The following is a 17,013-nucleotide window of genomic DNA, read 5'->3' on the forward strand; positions in this document are numbered from 1 at the left end:
ACGTCCATGAGTTATGCGGCGGTCTGAATCTATGATGGCTCGATTCGAATGGCGCACGTCGTTGTGCGCTCCGGACTTTCCAACAGCCGCCTATGAGGGGTTGCGCTGGCGCGTGACGGACCATACACCGTTCAACACCCTCGCCTGGCTGCGCGCATCGGAACAGGCACTGGTTGCCGGGGAGCGCTTGCACGTTCTGCTCGGCTGGCACGGCGATGAATTGGCCTTGTGCCTGCCGTTGGTGGTGTCCGTGGAGCGCTTTGGCGGGCTACCATTTCGAGTCCTGCATCACCTCGGTTACCCCCTCGCCGATCGCCTGGCCCTGCTCAGTTGCCTCGATGCCGAGAGCATGCGCAAGGCGCTGGTGATCATCCGCCGTCGCGTGCCCCATGCGATGCTGCAACTCAATGAATTGTGCGAACCCATCGGCGAAGAAAGTGCGCTGACCACCTGGATGGCCCACAGCTCGACCGGCGAGCGCCGCCTCAGTTGTCGGGTGCCGGTGCACCTGATCAGCGAGGCCGACCATCAGGAAGTGTCCGGCGACCCCCGCTACAAACTGCGCCGTGCACGTAAACGCATCACGGCTTGCGGTGCCGAGATCCGACGGATAACCCCCGACGCCGCCACCATCAGGCCACTGTTGCGGACCCTCGGCAAAGTCGAAGCGCTGAGCTGGAAAGGCCTTCAAGGCGTTGGGATTTTCACCAATGACCGCTACCGGCAATGGATCGAGCAAGCTTTCACCGCCCTCGCCGAACTGGGACTGGTGCGGGTGGTGGTGCTGGAACTGGACGGGCGCTGCATCAGCTACCGCATCGGCTTGCTGGAACGGGGTCGGCTGTACGACTACAACCTGGCGTTCCTGCCGCAATATGCAGACCTGGGCAGCGGTCGGGTGCTGCTCGAAGAGTGGATCCGCTGGGGTCTGGATGACAACTGGCGCTGGATCGACGCCTCGCGGATCAGCCTGGAAAACTCCAGCCATCAACTCCTGGAACGCATGACCGGGCAACTGGAGCACTGGCGCTGGAGCTTCTACTCCTGGCGCCCCAGCGGCCTCGCCCTGGGGCTGGCCCTGCGACTCTGGCACCGCATCAAACCCGGGTTAAAAAAGTGGCAGGCCAGGCGTGCAGCAACGCTGGTTGCTCCTACGCTTACACCTATACAGGCACCCATTATCGCCAAAGACGCTGCACCCACCGAACAAGAAAGAGAGGGCAGCCATGCCTCGCCAAGTCATAGTCAACGCTGACGATTTCGGCCTCAGTCCGAGCGAAAACGCGGTGATACTGGGTGCCTTCCACGCAGGAGTCATCAGCTCCGCAACCGCCATGGCCAACATGCCGGCCTTCGAAGCGGCCTGCGTCCTGGCCCGGCAACCATTGCTCAAGGGGCGGATCGGGCTGCACTTTAACCTCACGTATGGCCGGCCGTTGAGCCCATCGATTCTGGCGCGTTCGACGTTCTGCGACAGCCAGGGTGAATTCGACCTCTGCCTGCCCCGTCACTGTCTCTGGCTCAACCGCCTGGATCGCGATGCGGTGCTGGAGGAACTCGAAGCCCAATGGCAACGCTGCCTGGACAACGGCCTGCACCCCAGCCACCTCGATTCCCATCAGCACGTGCACAACATCTGGCCCATCGGTGAAATCGTCGCGCGGTTTGCCGCCCGCCAAGGGGTGCCCGTGCGACTGGCGCGCGATCTGGGAAGTAACCTGAGCGTGCCCAAGCGAGTGTTCAAGACGTTGCTCAACCATCGCCTGAACAGCCTGTCCGGAGCGACCGCCCAGAACGTATGCACCCCGGTCGACCTGCGCACTGTGGCGATGCCAATCGACGGCTTGCTGGAAATCGTCGTCCATCCGATCCATATCGGCGCCGATTTTGGCGATGCCTATCTGAGCCCGGGAGAGTCGCTGAGCCATGTGCTGGAGCAGCGTCTTGCGGGTGTTCCGAGAGTGTCCTATGCCGTGGTGCCGAGGGCATCCAAAGAGGAGCCGCAATACCCGACCGAACTGCACCCGTTGAAATCCTGATTTTTCGCCATCGAAAACGTTACCCACCACACCCAGGCTTCAGCCTCGGAGGACTTCATGAGCGCCATCGACAAGATTCGCGAACGCATCAAACAAAAAGGCCTGCTCCACACGCTCCAGTCGCTCTGGAAGCGCTACGTGTATTTCCATAGGGAGCTGCTGTGGCTGGGGCGCGACCTGGTGACCCCGGTGGCGCCGCACAATCTGCGGCCCTATTCGGGCCTGCGCCTGGTGATCATCACCCCGGAAAACGCCACCGCGTTCACCAAGTACTACGGCAACCGCGTCAAGGCCATGGCCGAAATCGCCGCCGAGGGTCACACCGGACACATGTACGTGAACGAGGAAGGTGATGCCATCGGATTCATCTGGGGCAGTGCCAGGGACTACTTCGACCGGCACTATTACGGCTGCTGGTTCCGGATCAACCCCGGTGAGTTTTTCGAGTTCGGCGGTGAAATGATCCCTGCCTACTTCGGCACCAGCCTGTCAATGGACGCCCAGTTCAAGCTCTGGGACGCAATGCGGGCCAAAGGGTGCAACAAGATCGTCGACGTCTGCGATACCCGCAACATTCAGGCGATGAAAATGCACATCCGCATGGACTACCAGGAGCAAGGGCGCATCACCCACGTATACGACCTGTTCGGCCGCTGGCGCTTCTTCCGCGAAACCTACTACACCGGCTCGCGGCTGACGGCACTGCGCAAACCGGAACAGCGGCCGGTGACGGCGGCGCAGGCGTGATTGGCTTCCGCTCCCACATTTGGCCGCATCTCCCTGTGGGAGCGGGCTTGCCCTAATGCCAGTCAGTTAAACAATTTCAGCCGCGACGCACTCCTTGTAGCAGCTGGCGAAGCCTGCGTTCGGCTGCGCAGCAGTCGTAAAACCAGAGATTGTGGTGCATCAGGCTGACCGCGTTAGTCCGACTCACGACTGCTGAGCAGCCGAACGCAGGCTTCGCCAGCTGCTACAGATTGCATTACGGCTTAACTGACTGACATTAGGGCTTTCCCGCGACGGGGTCAGTTGCCTACACAGTTCAGGGAAAAATACACCCATTACAAAAGAACCAACTGACTCCTCATGCCTGCGCTAACAGATACGTTCGCACAGGAATGAGGAGCCAGAAGCATGAATCAAAAACTAACAAACTTCGACATGGCGGCACTGCTCGACAGTGACGAAGCCATCAGCGAACACCTCTCTCAGGTATTGGCAGACGGCGACAACGAAGAATTTCTTCGTGCTATCGGCTACGTGGTAAAGGCCCGCGGCATGACACAAATTGCCAAAGATTCCGGAATGGGGCGCGAAAGCCTGTACAAGGCCTTCGCACCCGGTGCGAAACCACGTTTTGACACGGTTCTAAAGGTCATTCATGCCTTGGGCATTGATCTCTGCGCGCAACCAGGGCACGCGGCAAATCACTCAACGCTCTGAAAATACCCCCTGGCACTACGTCGCTCGCTTCACCGCCACCAACGTGTAACACAACGGCAACTGCGCCTTTTGCTGCTGATACTTGTCGTAGAGTTCTTCGCGATTGGAATGCGGGTACTCCTTGAAGTGGCTGATCTGCAACCCCGCTTCGACGGCACCGGTGAAGATGGCACTCAGGGGGTGGACGAACCAGTAGGACGCCGAGGCCTGCTGTTCGACTTTGCCTTCGTAGACGATCGGTTGGTCCTGGACGAAAGGCTCACTGCGAAAATACGAGCTGTCCGGGCGATAGGGATCGGCTGACTCGGGGTCGAACATTTCCAGGAACGGGTGGGTTTCGTAAATCACCAGGCTGCCGCCGGACTTTAGGGTTTGCGCGACATGGCGCATGAACTCACCGATGTCCGGCATCCAGTTCAATACGCCGATGGTGATCAGCGCCACGTCGAAGCGTTGGTGCAGCTCAGTCGGCAGGTGATGGATGTCAGCCTCGATGAATTCGGGCTGATGAGGCGAACGGGATGCCAGCTCCCGGGCCTGATCGAGAAAGGCCCCGGACTGGTCGACGCCCACTACGCTGCGGGCCCCCAGCGCAAACAGCGAAAGGCTTTCCCGGCCATTGTTGCAGCCCAGTTGCACCACATCCTTGCCGTCGACACCGACCTGTTGGAGCAACCCGGTAAGGGTGTCATCCAGGCAGGAAAAATCGCCATGACTCACCGCACTCAAACGGGCCCGCCATTCGGGGGTGTCCTTGTGGTGTTGGGCGGAGTCATTCCATGCATCGCGATTGCTGGCGATGGCTTTTTCTTTTGTCGGCATTTCCATTGCACGCTCCAGATTCCGGGCCTTTGATTGACCGGCACGAGTCTAGATCAGCGTCAGGAAAAACCACATCGGGGGTTTGTTGCGATCTTGTAATCAACGATACCGCTAGCCCTTTATTGTTAATTCAACCGCTCACGCAAGAACTCGATCAACGCCTGCACCGGTCGCGAGGCCTGACGGTGCTGCGGGTAGACCGCCGACAAGGTCAGTGGCTCGGGGCGGAAATCATCCAGTACTGGCACCAGCCGGCCGTCTTTCAGGGCCGAATGGACGATGAAGGTCGGCAAGTACGTGATGCCCATGCCGGCGATGGCCGCGTCCTTGAGCAGTTCACCGTTGTTGACCCGCATCCGCCCGGTGACATTGACGGTCAGCGGTTTGCCCCGCCCTTCGAACCGCCATTGCACCTGGCGGCCATGGCCGTATGGCAGGCAATCGTGGCTGTGTAATTCCTCGGGTTCAAGCGGCGTGCCACGTTCGGCCAGATACGCGGGGCTGGCGCAGTACACCCGCTCGATGACGGCGATGCGCCGGGCGATCAGTGTCGAGTCTTCCAGCACGCCGATGCGCAAGGCCAAATCGTATCCCTCACCGAGCAAGTCCACCGGCCGATCACTCAGGTCGACCTCGACGGTGACGTCCCGATAACGCTGCAAAAATACTGGCAGCAAACAGCCCAAATGCGCCACGGCAAACGACAACGGTGCACTCAGGCGAATGGTCCCGCGAGGCTCGATGGTCTGGCCGGCGATGCCCTGCTCCACTTGCTCGACTTCACTGAGCAGGCGCAGGGCCGATTCGTAATAACTCTGCCCCAGCGGGGTGACGTCCAGCCGTCGGGTGGAGCGATTGAGCAGGCGCACGCCGAGGCGCTCTTCGAGTTGCATCAGCCGACGGCTGACGAACTGCTTGGACAGGCCCAACTGATCGGCCGCCGCCGTGAAGCTGCCGGAGTCCATGACCTGGCAAAAAATACGCATGTCTTCGAACGGATTCATTGTCACTCTCTGGTTGACAGTTAATCGCTTTATAGCCGCTTTTTCACTTTCCGGCATCTCATTAATCTGTGCTCACGGTGTTGCTGAGGCCTGAACCCCAGCGCCACAGCAGCCCGATCCCAAGGCATAAAAACTCAAACGATTTAAAAAGGATTTGCACATGAACATCAAGAAAACCCTCGCCGCTTCCGTTCTCGCCCTGTCCATCGGCAACGCATTCGCCGCCGGCAGCCCCGGTGTCGAACACAACACCCAGGCCTTCCTCGATGCCCTCGCCGCCGGCGGTGGCAAACCGCTGGAACAACTGAGCCCGAAAGACGCCCGCGCGGTGCTGACCGGTGCCCAGGCTTCGGTGAAGGTAGATCTGTCGGGTGTTGAAGTCAGCGACAAGGCGATCAAGGTCGACGGCCAGACCATCAACCTGAAAGTGGTGCGTCCGGCCAAGGTCAAGGGCGAGTTGCCGGTGTTCATGTTCTTCCACGGTGGCGGCTGGGTATTGGGCGACTTCCCGACTCACCAACGCCTGATCCGTGACCCGGTGGTGGGCTCCGGCGCAGTCGCGGTATACGTCGACTACACGCCGTCGCCCGAAGCGCACTACCCGACCGCCATCAACCAGGCCTACACCGCGACCAAATGGGTGGCCGAGCATGGCAAAGAGATCGGTGTCGATGGCAAGCGACTGGCGGTGGCCGGCAACAGCGTCGGCGGCAACATGGCGGCGGTCGTGGCGCTGATGGCCAAGGAACAGAAAACCCCTGCCCTGCGCTTCCAGCTGTTGATGTGGCCGGTGACCAACGCGCAGTTCGACGACGGTTCGTACCAGCAATTCGCCGAGGGGCACTTCCTCACCAAAGGGATGATGCAGTGGTTCTGGGACAACTACACCACCAACCCGGCCGAGCGTGCGCAGATCCATGCCTCGCCGCTGAATGCCAGCGCCGAACAACTCAAGGGCCTGCCTGCGGCACTGGTGCAGACCGCCGAATTCGACGTGCTGCGTGACGAAGGCGAAGGTTACGCCCGCCACCTCGATGCGGCCGGTGTGCCGGTGACCTCGGTGCGCTACAACGGGATGATTCATGACTTTGGCCTGCTCAATCCGCTGAATCAGATTCCGGAAGTCAAAGCGGCGGTACGTCAGGCCGCGGCTGAGCTCAAGACGCATCTGAACTAAGCCCAACCTCTCGCCACACCTCAGGGTGTGGCGAGTTTTTTTGTGCCCGCTGGAGTGCAATCCATGAGCCTTTTCTCTGCCCACCTGTTGCCTTGGAGCGCCCTGCTGCTGGTGCTCGACGCCCTGCTCTGGCACCTCGTCCCGTTCAAGCATCGCGCGCCAAAGGTCGGTGTGCGGCTGGTGCTGTTTCTGGCGTTCAGCGCGCTGATCATCAATGCCGGCGTCAGCCCGTTGCAGGCACCGTTGTTTGCCGATGACCAGGTGGCCCAACTCGGCGCAACGGCGCTGGGGATTCTCTGGTGGTTGTACGCCGCACGGGTGCTCACCGAGGTGTTCGGTCTGGTGCTGATGCGTCGCATAGGTCACAGCGGCCGTTTGCTGCAGGACGTGATCGGTGCGCTGGTGTTTCTGGCCTCTATCGTCGCGGCCGCCGGTTATGTGCTGGATCTGCCGGTCAAGGGTCTGCTGGCGACTTCCGGCGTGTTCGCCATCGTGGTCGGTCTGGCGTTGCAAAGTACCTTGGCCGACGTGTTCTCCGGCATTGTGCTCAACACCACCAAACCCTATCAGGTGGACGACTTTGTGATGATCGATGGCGTCGAAGGCAAAGTGCTGGACATTAACTGGCGCGCCACGCACCTGTTGAGCAGCGCCGGCACGATGGCCGTGGTGCCGAACTCGGTGGCGGCCAAGGCCAAGATCGTCAACCTCAGCCGCCCGAACAACCTGCACGGGGTGTCGATCAGCATCAAGGTGCCGAACCACATCCGCCCACGCCGGGTGCTCGACGCCCTCGACCGCACGCTGCAAGGCAGCAGCAGTCTGTTGCTGTCGCCCGCGCCAAAAGCGGTGCTCGTCGATGCTGGCGAAGAGATGTCCGAATACGTGGCCAGCGGGTTCATCGCCGAGCTGGGCAAAAAGAGCGACGTGCGCAATCAACTGTTCGACCTCGCCCATCGCCATCTGGAAGCGGCCGGCATCTCGCGGCACCCCGACGGCGTGATCGAACCCTCGACCCGCGCCCGCGCACTGCTCGATGAAGTGAAGATTTTCCGCTCGCTGAGCCATGAGGAACGCGACCGCCTCGCCGAATCGATGGTCGCGCAACAATACGCCGCCGGCGAGGTGGTGCTGGATCTGGCTGAAGTGCCGGACAGCCTGTTCGTGATCGCCACTGGCGTCGTCAGCGCCAGCGTGCCGGACGGCAATGGTTTCACCGAGGCCGGTCGCATGGGGCCGAGCGAAGTCATGGGCGAACAGAGCATCCTGGCCGATACGCCGTCGCAGGCAACGTTCACCGCGCTGACATCTTCGATCATCTACCGTCTGGACAAGAACCTGACCCGCCAGTGCATGGAACAGCGCAGCGAAGTGGGCCGGGCGTTGAACAAGTTGCAGGCGGTGCGCCAGCAAAACAGTCGGCTGGCGTTGATGGCCAAACCGGTGCCGATCAGGAAAGGCGGGTTTCTGGGATGGTTGCAGAAGCGCTGATGCAGAGGACATTCGAGCAGTACAAAAAAATGCCCGCACATCGCGGGCATTTTTCTTCAACGCCTTACTTGGCGGTGAACTTGGTGTAGCTGTTGATCAGGTTGCGGTAGTTCGGCAGACGCTGGGACAACAGGTTGGCCAGGCCTTCCATGTCGTTGCGCCAGTCGCCTTGCAGCTCGCAGGCCACGGCGAACCAGTTCAGCAGGTGTGCACCCGCCGCCGACATGCGTGCCCACGCCGCTTGTTGCACGGTGGTGTTGAAGGTGCCGGAAGAGTCGGTTACCACGAATACTTCAAAGCCTTCGGCAATGGCCGACAGGGTCGGGAACGCCACGCAGACGTCAGTCACCACACCCGCGATGATCAGTTGCTTGCGACCGGTGGCCTTGATGGCTTTGACGAAGTCTTCGTTGTCCCAGGCGTTGATCTGGCCTGGACGCTGAATGAACGGCGCGTCCGGGAATTGCTCGCGCAGTTCAGGCACGATCGGGCCGTTCGGGCCTGCGTCGAAACTGGTGGTGAGGATGGTCGGCAGGTTGAAGAATTTGGCGATGTCGCCCAGGGCCAGCACGTTGTTCTTGAATTCGTTGGGCGAGAAATCCTGCACCAGAGAGATCAGGCCGGTCTGGTGATCGACCAGCAGCACAACGGCGTCATCTTTGTTCAGACGTTTGTAAGGAACGTTGCTCATGTGAAACTCCTCGGAGGGTGGTGAGTGAAGCGTCGACCACACATGGCCGACGCTTTTGTTGCAAGACTCAGAACGCGAAGCAGGAACAGCCGAAGGCGCCCCAGAAACCGGCGAAGTCACTCACCGGCACGTTCGACATACGGGCCTTCTCATGGCTGTGGGTATGCACGGCGCACGGGCCGCTGCACTGGTGCACCTGCGCCTGCATCGGCGCGTTCGGCCGCCAGTGTCCCGGAACCTTCGCCACCGGCGACCAGTCCGGCAGCACCGGCAGGCTGACAGGCCCGAGTTTTTCGAAGTCGCCGGCGGCGTACACCACCTTGCCGCCGACCACGGTCAATACCGACTCGATCCACTTGATCGCTTCTTCCTCGACGCTGAAGAAGTCCGCGCTCAGTGCTACCAGGTCCGCCAGTTGCCCGACCTTGATCTGGCCTTTCTTGCCTTGTTCCGACGAGAACCAGGCGCTGCCGTGGGTGAACAGTTCCAGTGCAGTGGTGCGCGGCAAACCTTCCTCGTACAGCGCCAGGCCACCGACGGTACGGCCGCTGACCATCCAGTACAGCGAGGTCCATGGATTGTAGCTAGACACTCGCGTGGCATCGGTGCCGGCGCCGACCGGTACACCCTCGGCCAGCATGCGCTTGATCGGTGGCGTAGATTCGGCGGCCTGCTTGCCGTAGCGGTCGACAAAATATTCACCCTGGAACGCCATGCGGTCCTGGATCGCAATGCCACCGCCCAGCGCCCTTACCCGCTCGATGTTCTGTGGGGTGATGGTTTCAGCGTGGTCGAAGAACCATGGCAGGCCGTTGAACGGAATGTCGCGGTTGACCTTCTCGAACACGTCGAGCATGCGGCTGATCGATTCGTTGTAAGTGGCGTGCAAACGGAACGGCCAGCGCTGTTCCACCAGGTGGCGAACCACCGGCTCCAGCTCCTGCTCCATGGTCTGCGGCAGGTCCGGACGCGGTTCGAGGAAGTCCTCGAAGTCCGCCGCCGAGAACACCAGCATCTCGCCGGCGCCGTTGTGCCGCAGGAAGTCGTCGCCCTGGTGCAACTTGACGCTGCCGGTCCAGTTCTGGAAATCGGTCAGCTCTTCTTTCGGTTTCTGGGTGAACAGGTTGTAGGCGATGCGCACGGTCAGTTGGTCATCTTTCGCCAACTGCTCGATCACCTGGTAATCGTCCGGGTAATTCTGGAAACCACCGCCGGCATCGATCGCGCAGGTCAGGCCGAGGCGGTTGAGCTCACGCATGAACTGGCGGGTCGAGTTGACCTGATACTCAAGCGGCAGCTTCGGCCCCTTGGCCAGGGTCGAGTACAGGATCATCGCGTTCGGCCTTGCGACCAACATGCCGGTCGGATTGCCGTTGGCATCACGCACGATTTCGCCACCCGGCGGGTTCGGCGTGTCGCGGGTGTAACCGGCAACCCGCAATGCAGCGCGGTTGAGCAAGGCGCGGTCGTACAAATGCAGCACAAACACCGGGGTGTCTGGTGCCGCCTGGTTGAGCTCTTCCAGGGTCGGCATGCGCTTCTCGGCAAACTGGAATTCGTTCCAGCCACCGACTACCCGTACCCATTGCGGCGTCGGTGTGCGGTCGGCTTGCTCCTTGAGCATGCGCAACGCATCAGCCAGGGACGGCACGCCTTCCCAGCGCAGTTCGAGGTTGTAGTTCAAACCGCCACGGATCAGGTGCAGGTGCGAGTCGTTGAGGCCAGGGATGACACAGCGACCCTTGAGGTCGATCACCTGGGTGCCCGAGCCGCGCAGGGCCATGGCTTCGGCGTCGGTGCCGACCGCGACGAAGCGGCCGCCCTTGATCGCCACGGCGCTGGCGAGGGGCTTTTCGCGGTCTACGGTATGAAATTGACCATTGAACAGAATCAGATCGGCGTTCATCGCAGTTCCTTCGTCATCAGTGAAATGAAGCAAAAAAGCGCCGGCTCAGCGCGGCGAATTTGCGTTGGATTCGAGGTGCTCCCGTGGCTGACTGGCCGTCAGCCACGGCGCAAACAAGCGAGTCGCGGCCGGCATGCACACGTACACCACCGACACCACGATGGTCAGGGTGATCAGGAACGTGGCGACCAAGTAGTTGGAGAGAAAAGCGTTGAGTTTGAGCAGCGGCCCCCAGAGCAGCGGCACCAGCAAGGTGTGCGGCAGAATCACCAGCAACGACACCACGGCCTGCTTCCAGCGCGGTGGCGGCGAGGCGGCATCGGCCAGCGGCGCAAACCAGAATTCGTTGACCGGGTTGACCTCGGTCTGGTCGCCGTCGGCCAGCATCGGCGCGGCTTCATCGATCAACGATTGACGTTGCGGCGAATCGAGCCAGTGCTGCATGGCCTCGGTGGAGCAAAAGCGCAGCACGCAGGTGAACATGTCCAGGCCCGCGTTCTTGCCGCGGATCACGTCCACGCCCAGATGTCCTTCCGTGCGCCCCGCTACGCTGACGATGTTGCGCAGCCAGGCTTCATAGGCTGCTTCGAAACCGGCCTTGACCCGGTGCTTGACGATCAGCGTCACGATCTCATCGGACCCCGGCGCTTTTTGAGTTTGGGCTTCAGACATAACGGAGCACTCCGGGCAAACGAACATTGAGCGCCAGCCGTCCAGGCCCGGCGATAAACACAGAGGTGAAGATGATCAACAACAGCCAGCCGAACTGCCCTTCGGCCACACTCCATTGCGGGTGCACGACCAGCAGCGCCACCAGCAGCACAAACAGAATAGGCAAGCACGCCAGACGCGCCAGAACACCAGCGACAATCAGCAGCGGGCACAGCACTTCGGCGAAAATCGCCAGGCTGAGGGTGAGGTGGGCACCGAGGTGGAACGGGTCTTCGATCAGTTGCAGTTGCGCACTGAAGTCCAGCAGCTTGGGCAAGCCGTGAACCCACAGCAGAAACAGACCACCGCTGACCCGCAGAAACAGCAGCCCGACATCCCGCGCCTGTTCATCCCTTTGCGAAGCGTTCATGACTCACCCCTGTTCAATCATTGGATTGAATAGTGCCGCCAAGGGGTAGGGAAAAATTGAATGTACGTGCTCTCTTTGTACGGCTGGAACGCCATACACAGACAACGCAACCCCTGTGGCGAGGGGGCTTGCCCCCGTTGGGCTGCGAAGCAGACCCAAAACCTGCAGTCACCGTCTGTCTGGCAAACCGCATGCACAGGTTCTACGACTGCTGCGCAGCCGAACGGGGGCAAGCCCCCTCGCCACAGGGGATCAGGTCATAGGGCCGGGTTGGCCTTCAGCTCCAGACTGTCCAGCGCCCGACTCACCGCCAACTCGCCGAACATGATGAGCTGCGCGACGCCCAGTATCGTATTGCGCTGCGGCCCCTCCAGAAATCCGGCGCAGTCACTGGCGATCACCTTGGCCGAGGCAAAGGACTCGCAGGCATTGGTCAGCAGCTCTTCGATGTTGATGTCCGGGGCGACGGTGTAAATCGTGCTCGGTTTGCGCGGGGGCTTGGTGTCGGACGGTTTGAGGTAGTGATCGAGGGCGCGTTCGGCGGCTTCGTTGAGTTTTTTGGGATCGAGGGGATCGTAGGGGGAAACGTCGTCGGTTGCTGGCGGGTTAGGTGTGGCTTTGAACATGGTGAATCTCCGTTATACCTGATGGAACCACCAGTACCTGTCGCTAAACAAGTAAGGGTGGCGGCTGTACGCAGGTTAGCGAACCGAGAGGTATAAGACCCGGCAGACCCGAGGGCCTCCCGCGCACAGCCACCATATCGAAACTGCAGACATGGAATGCCTGCAATATGACGGAGCGTTGTTGCGCTTATACCTGTTCAGGTCGCTAAACCCGATCGCTGATTGGCAGCGATACGGAAACGATAAAGACCAGGCCCAAAGCGCACAAGCCGGCGGATTCTGGCGCAGCCGTAGGCAACGGCGCAAGGATCTGTAGCTTTCAGGAAGTAACGATCAACACCTTTAAACACTGCACGTCGAATACCAAAACCCTCCAGCCCCGCCTCTGGTCAACGAGTGTCTATGACAGTGTATTCCCGCACTTCGAAATCCGTCCTGGCCGCCGAACCAGGCACCTGATCCGTACACACCGAGAACACGATAGACAATATGCTCCCGGGCCTGAGCGCCAGCAAATAGAAGGCCGGTATGATCGTGCTGTAGCCACCAGATGTAACCCATGCTCGATGAACCGCGTTGCGCGTGTCCGTCCAAATGGGCAAATTGTGCTCGGCGCCGCTGGCATTGCGCCCCATCAACATCAACGACAATCGTTGTCCGATCGCAATATGTAGCCAGATACCAAACACCAGCGTCCCTCCGACAATGACATCCTTCAGATCAAGCTCGGTTGTACCCTTCGCTTCGGCAATCATCGGGGAAACGAGCGAGTCCTTCGGGATAGGCAGAACATGTAACGGCCAGGGCAATGAAGTGACTGGATCCGATGAACCACGCCTGTAGGTGAACGAGATATCCGCCGCCTTACCGATGCTGAAAGCCACCAATGGAACGGGCAACGTAATGTCCATGGGCATGGTGCCCACCGGGACAGGGATTGTGGTTCGCGAACCCGCCGCCGGCGTGCCTGGCTCGGCAGTCCAGTTCACGCTGACCAGGTCGTTAGACTCACTGGCGTAATTCAAGACAGCGGTCAAATGTGTGATCGCGTCAACCGGGTTCAAATTGGCGTTATCTGGCGCTTCCTTGATCGTCACTTCCCGGCTTACCACTGCACCTGTCAGGACGATGTAGTTTCGATGGGCAAACGGCTGGGCAAGGGACTCATCCGGGCTCCCTTGCAGCCCCACCATTAACTTCAGGGTCAATACGCTGCGGTCCTTGAGCCCGTGCAGGGCATTGGCGGAGTGGCTTCGCTCGTAAAAACCAAAACGGATGAATTCGTCAGTGATGACATTGCTCGGCGCACTCCAGTACCTCATTCGGAAATCGCTGCCATCGGCGTTCTTGCCCTCAAGCCGCAACCAAAGGAATTGACCCCGAGCGTTCAAGGGCCACGCGTTGATACGCAGGGTAACGTCGGTCAGGCCATTGACGTCCAGCATCGGACCTTCCCCGGACTGTTCTGCCTGGGTAATGATGGGGCGCGTCAGATCGCTTTGCGCCAGAGGCAGCACGTACACGACCCGGGGCTCTGAAGTCACGGGGACAGCGGCGCCGCGAATGATGGTGTAAGTCACCGTCACCGTTTGGCCCAGATTGAAGATAACCAACGAATTAGGGAGTCGAATCACCAGCGGCCGAGTGCTACCGGCGTCGATGAAAGCCGTGGTGTGAGAGCCGTCTGCTCCGGAGCCCGGAGCACCTGTCCAGGTCACACTCACCCGGTCGGTGGGCTGCAACGCCGGATCGGTCACCTCGATCATGAGCGTATGCCTCACGTCCACCGGATTGAGAAGGGACTGGTTGGCGCTTTCCTGGATGACAGGAGGCGGCGGGCTGCCGGCGTTCACTGTGGCGGTAGCGATATTCATTGTTCTGTCCCTGTGCATGATCGATCCGGCCCCCGAAAGAGCATTGAATGAATCACACACCGACGCGCGGAAACGCGCTACTGTCAGAACTTATAGGTGAGCGGCTATTTCGGACGAACGGTGTGGCGCGGATTCGCCTTACACAGCCGGAATATCCAGCGAGACCGACATGAACTGGCTGATCCGCGACCGCAGCCATTTCTCGGCAGGATCGTTGTCATGCACCCCGCTCCAGGCCATCGACAGTTGCGCCGCATCAATGGGAAACGGCGGATCTTCGGCGCGCAACGCACAGCCTTCCACCAATGCGCACGCGGCATAGTCCGGGACAGTGGCAATCATTTCCGTGCCAGCGAGTAACGCGCGCAAACCACTGAATTGCGGTACGCCGAGCACCACGCGGCGGGTGCGGCCGACCTTGGCCAAATCGACGTCGATGTTGCCGCTCAAGTCGCCAGAGAACGACACCATGGCATGCGGGCGGGAGCAGTATTCGTCCAGCGTCAGCGGCCCCGGTCGGCTGTCTCCGCGCAGGACTTTGCAGGGAATGTCGCGCAGTTTTTTGCGTTTGGCATTGGCCGGCAGGTCGGTGGTGTAGCTCACCCCCACCGAGATTTCTCCCGACGCCAGCAAGGCTGGCATCAACAGATAGTTGGCGCGGCGCACCACAACCACGATCCCCGGTGCCTCTTCCTGCAACTGGCGCAGCAACGGCGGAAACAGCCCGAACTCGGCGTCGTCCGACAGCCCGATACGGAACACATCGCAACTGGTGGCGGGGTCGAATTCCTTGGCCCGACTGACCGCCCCCGAGATGGTGTCCATCGCTGGTTGCAGCTCCTTGAGAATCGCCAGCGCCCGCGCCGTCGGCTCCATGCCGCGACCATTGCGCAGCAACAACGGATCGTCGAACAAATCACGCAACCGGCCCAGTGCCGCGCTCACCGCCGGTTGGCCCATGAACAGTTTTTCGGCGACGCGGGTCAGGTTTTTTTCGAACATCAGCGCTTCGAAAATCACCAGCAGGTTCATGTCGACGCGGCGCAGATCATTACGGTTCATGGGCACGGTTCCCTTTTATGTTCAGCCAGGCGCAAGTGTGTCGGACTTTACTCGATCATCGGCACTTTCGCCGCTCGTCTGTAAGGTCCGTACTCGATGGGCACCCACTGGAAATGCTTGTCCACTGCGGTGATATGGCCGACACCCGGAAACGGCAAATGCGCTGCCGTGACCCAGATCTTGCTGGCCGCCGCATCGCTGAACACCTTGGCGCGGCTCTTGATCGCCTGTTGATTGTCGACGTCGAAACGGATCGATACCTCGGGATGCTCAAACTGCACCGCCAGGTTATGCACCAGATCACCCATGAACAGAATGCTCTGGCCCTGGGAGTTGAACCGATAGGTGGTGCTGCCCGGTGTGTGCCCGGCCTCCAGCTCAGCATCGACAACGCCCGGCACTGGCGATTGCCCGGCAGTAAAGGTCTTGAAGCGACCCGCCGCGATGTAGGGCGCCGTGGAGTCCTGGGCGATCTTGAAGAATTCCCTGGCACCGGCCGGTGCCTTGGCCATGGCCTGGGGATCCAGCCAGTAATCAGCTTCTGCCTTGGCCGCATAGACCGTGGCGTTGGCGAACACGGGCTTTTGCTGCCCATCCACCAACCCGCACACATGGTCCAGATGCAGGTGGGTGAGCAGGATGGTATCGACCTGTTCTGGCTTATAACCAGCGGCTTGCATGTTCGCCGACAGTTGGCCCGCCGTGGCACCGATGCACTGCCCTGCCCCGGTATCCACCAGAATCAATTGTTTGCCGGTATTCACCAGAAACGCATTGAACGCGGTTTGCACCCCCGGCGTTTCAATCGAACGACGAGCCAGCAACGCGCGGATCTGGTCTTGGGTCAGCCCCTCGAGCAGTTTGGGCGACAGGTCGTTGTAGCCATCGAACAACGCCGTCACCTCGTAGTCGCCCACCGCGAGCCGGTAATAACCGGGCACCTGAGTGTTCACCTGAGCCGGTGCCTGGGCCAGGCTGGTGCCGGACATCAGCGCCAATGCCAGGCCAAGTCCGCCAAGTGTGCAAACGCGGGATTGCTTCATGAGATCACCCTTGATCGAGCCAGAAAAAGCGGCCCCGTCCAGGCCGCTACACATCGCCCATCTTGCATGACCGTGCATCGGCGCGAATTGCAGTGATGTGCTCAGTTGGCGCATTTTCACCCTTAAGCCTGACTGCGGAATTAACAACGTTTAACTCGCAAGCCAAAGTCCTCGCGGCCAAGAATGAAGCCTTCTGCGCAGACTTGTTTTTCAGACAAGGGAACGTGCTGGCCCACCGTGCAGTGCACCCGCGCGCGCCCACCGACACGGACATTGGCCATGGCTTACTTTCAGCAAAACGCGATCAGGACGTGCGCCACTGAAACGCAAAAAAAGACCACGGGAGGCCTTAGCCCCTGGCGTGAAAACCTGGTTAAACAGTTGATCCTCGACCACCTCGGCGAAACCCTGGAAGTGACCGAACTGGCACGGGTCTGTGCCCTGTCGCGCAGTCATTTTTCCCGTGCGTTCAAATGCAGCACCGGTGTTTCGCCGCAGGACTGGATCCGACAGCAACGCATTGCCCGGGCCAAACAGTTGATCCGGAACACCGACCTGACCCTGACGCAAATCAGCCTGGAATGTGGCTTCTGCGACCAGGCGCATTTCTCCCATATCTTCACCCGCAGCGAAGGCATCACACCGTTTGCCTGGCGCTGCCGTGCCATGCGTACTCTTCCCTCTCACAACAGCAAAAGATCGCAGCCTTCGCCAGCGCCTACAGGTACTCACATGTCCCTGTAGGCGCCTTTGA

At 60.5% G+C, this 17,013-nt stretch carries 17 protein-coding genes; 7 read left to right on the forward strand and 10 right to left on the reverse strand.

All coding sequences use genetic code 11. From position 1 onward, the window contains the following. The first annotated feature begins 31 nt into the window (after positions 1 to 31). The 4 genes from PSH69_RS18265 (at position 32) to PSH69_RS18280 (ending at position 3,482) form a co-directional block, all read left to right on the forward strand. The gene (locus PSH69_RS18265) at positions 32 to 1,255 is read left to right on the forward strand and encodes a GNAT family N-acetyltransferase (protein ID WP_305409348.1); all 1,224 of its coding nucleotides are present in this window, start codon (positions 32 to 34) and stop codon (positions 1,253 to 1,255) included. Then, the gene (locus PSH69_RS18270) at positions 1,227 to 2,039 is read left to right on the forward strand and encodes a ChbG/HpnK family deacetylase (protein ID WP_305409349.1); all 813 of its coding nucleotides are present in this window, start codon (positions 1,227 to 1,229) and stop codon (positions 2,037 to 2,039) included. The genes PSH69_RS18265 and PSH69_RS18270 overlap by 29 nt, the downstream gene beginning before the upstream one ends. Positions 2,040 to 2,096: 57 nt before the next feature. Beyond that, complete coding sequence (locus PSH69_RS18275) at positions 2,097 to 2,786, forward strand: N-acetyltransferase (RefSeq protein WP_305409350.1); 690 nt, start codon at positions 2,097 to 2,099, stop codon at positions 2,784 to 2,786. 387 nt (positions 2,787 to 3,173) lie between these two features. Beyond that, positions 3,174 to 3,482 carry an addiction module antidote protein gene (locus PSH69_RS18280; protein WP_305409351.1) on the forward strand — a complete coding sequence of 103 codons (309 nt, stop codon included), beginning with the start codon at positions 3,174 to 3,176 and terminating at the stop codon, positions 3,480 to 3,482. A gap of 15 nt (positions 3,483 to 3,497) precedes the next feature. On the opposite strand, the gene PSH69_RS18285 is transcribed toward PSH69_RS18280, so the two are convergent. Both PSH69_RS18285 and PSH69_RS18290 read right to left on the reverse strand, forming a co-directional pair. Next, on the reverse strand, positions 3,498 to 4,310 hold the full coding sequence (locus PSH69_RS18285; protein ID WP_305409352.1) for a bifunctional 2-polyprenyl-6-hydroxyphenol methylase/3-demethylubiquinol 3-O-methyltransferase UbiG: 813 nt from the start codon (positions 4,308 to 4,310) through the stop codon (positions 3,498 to 3,500). Positions 4,311 to 4,429: 119 nt separating this feature from the next. Continuing rightward, a complete protein-coding gene (locus PSH69_RS18290; RefSeq protein ID WP_305409353.1) occupies positions 4,430 to 5,308 on the reverse strand; it encodes a LysR family transcriptional regulator in 879 nt (292 codons plus the stop codon). A gap of 160 nt (positions 5,309 to 5,468) precedes the next feature. Between PSH69_RS18290 and PSH69_RS18295 the strand changes: the two genes are divergently transcribed. Together PSH69_RS18295 and PSH69_RS18300 are read left to right on the forward strand one after the other, a co-directional pair. Further along, positions 5,469 to 6,485 (forward strand): alpha/beta hydrolase, encoded by a 1,017-nt coding sequence (locus PSH69_RS18295; protein ID WP_305409354.1) that lies wholly within the window; start codon positions 5,469 to 5,471, stop codon positions 6,483 to 6,485. A gap of 63 nt (positions 6,486 to 6,548) precedes the next feature. Beyond that, entirely contained in the window at positions 6,549 to 7,976 is a 1,428-nt protein-coding gene (locus PSH69_RS18300) for a mechanosensitive ion channel family protein (protein ID WP_305409355.1), read from the forward strand. A 64-nt stretch (positions 7,977 to 8,040) separates the two neighbouring features. Here PSH69_RS18300 and ycaC read toward each other — a convergent pair whose 3' ends face one another. From ycaC to PSH69_RS18340, 8 genes are all read right to left on the reverse strand, one after another. Then, the gene (ycaC, locus tag PSH69_RS18305; RefSeq protein ID WP_028941293.1) at positions 8,041 to 8,667 is read right to left on the reverse strand and encodes an isochorismate family cysteine hydrolase YcaC; all 627 of its coding nucleotides are present in this window, start codon (positions 8,665 to 8,667) and stop codon (positions 8,041 to 8,043) included. A gap of 67 nt (positions 8,668 to 8,734) precedes the next feature. Continuing rightward, complete coding sequence (locus PSH69_RS18310; RefSeq protein ID WP_305409356.1) at positions 8,735 to 10,573, reverse strand: amidohydrolase; 1,839 nt, start codon at positions 10,571 to 10,573, stop codon at positions 8,735 to 8,737. A 45-nt stretch (positions 10,574 to 10,618) separates the two neighbouring features. After that, positions 10,619 to 11,245 carry an antibiotic biosynthesis monooxygenase gene (locus PSH69_RS18315; RefSeq protein WP_018925556.1) on the reverse strand — a complete coding sequence of 209 codons (627 nt, stop codon included), beginning with the start codon at positions 11,243 to 11,245 and terminating at the stop codon, positions 10,619 to 10,621. Continuing rightward, positions 11,238 to 11,654 carry a DoxX family protein gene (locus PSH69_RS18320; RefSeq protein WP_064618759.1) on the reverse strand — a complete coding sequence of 139 codons (417 nt, stop codon included), beginning with the start codon at positions 11,652 to 11,654 and terminating at the stop codon, positions 11,238 to 11,240. Before PSH69_RS18320 ends, PSH69_RS18315 begins: the two co-directional genes overlap by 8 nt. 257 nt (positions 11,655 to 11,911) lie before the next feature. Further along, positions 11,912 to 12,280, reverse strand: coding sequence for a DUF6124 family protein (locus PSH69_RS18325; protein WP_305409357.1), 369 nt, complete (start codon positions 12,278 to 12,280; stop codon positions 11,912 to 11,914). A 389-nt stretch (positions 12,281 to 12,669) separates the two neighbouring features. Then, positions 12,670 to 14,154, reverse strand: coding sequence for a hypothetical protein (locus PSH69_RS18330; protein ID WP_305409358.1), 1,485 nt, complete (start codon positions 14,152 to 14,154; stop codon positions 12,670 to 12,672). A 138-nt stretch (positions 14,155 to 14,292) separates the two neighbouring features. Then, positions 14,293 to 15,216: a LysR family transcriptional regulator gene (locus PSH69_RS18335; RefSeq protein WP_305409359.1), complete on the reverse strand. Its 924-nt coding sequence runs from the start codon at positions 15,214 to 15,216 to the stop codon at positions 14,293 to 14,295. A 47-nt stretch (positions 15,217 to 15,263) separates the two neighbouring features. Further along, positions 15,264 to 16,259 (reverse strand): MBL fold metallo-hydrolase, encoded by a 996-nt coding sequence (locus tag PSH69_RS18340; protein WP_305409360.1) that lies wholly within the window; start codon positions 16,257 to 16,259, stop codon positions 15,264 to 15,266. Between the two features lie 279 nt (positions 16,260 to 16,538). Between PSH69_RS18340 and PSH69_RS18345 the strand changes: the two genes are divergently transcribed. After that, entirely contained in the window at positions 16,539 to 17,003 is a 465-nt protein-coding gene (locus tag PSH69_RS18345) for a helix-turn-helix domain-containing protein (RefSeq protein ID WP_305409361.1), read from the forward strand. Positions 17,004 to 17,013 lie beyond the last annotated feature (10 nt).

Source organism: Pseudomonas sp. FP1740, assembly GCF_030687165.1.
In the GTDB taxonomy this organism is placed as follows: domain Bacteria; phylum Pseudomonadota; class Gammaproteobacteria; order Pseudomonadales; family Pseudomonadaceae; genus Aquipseudomonas.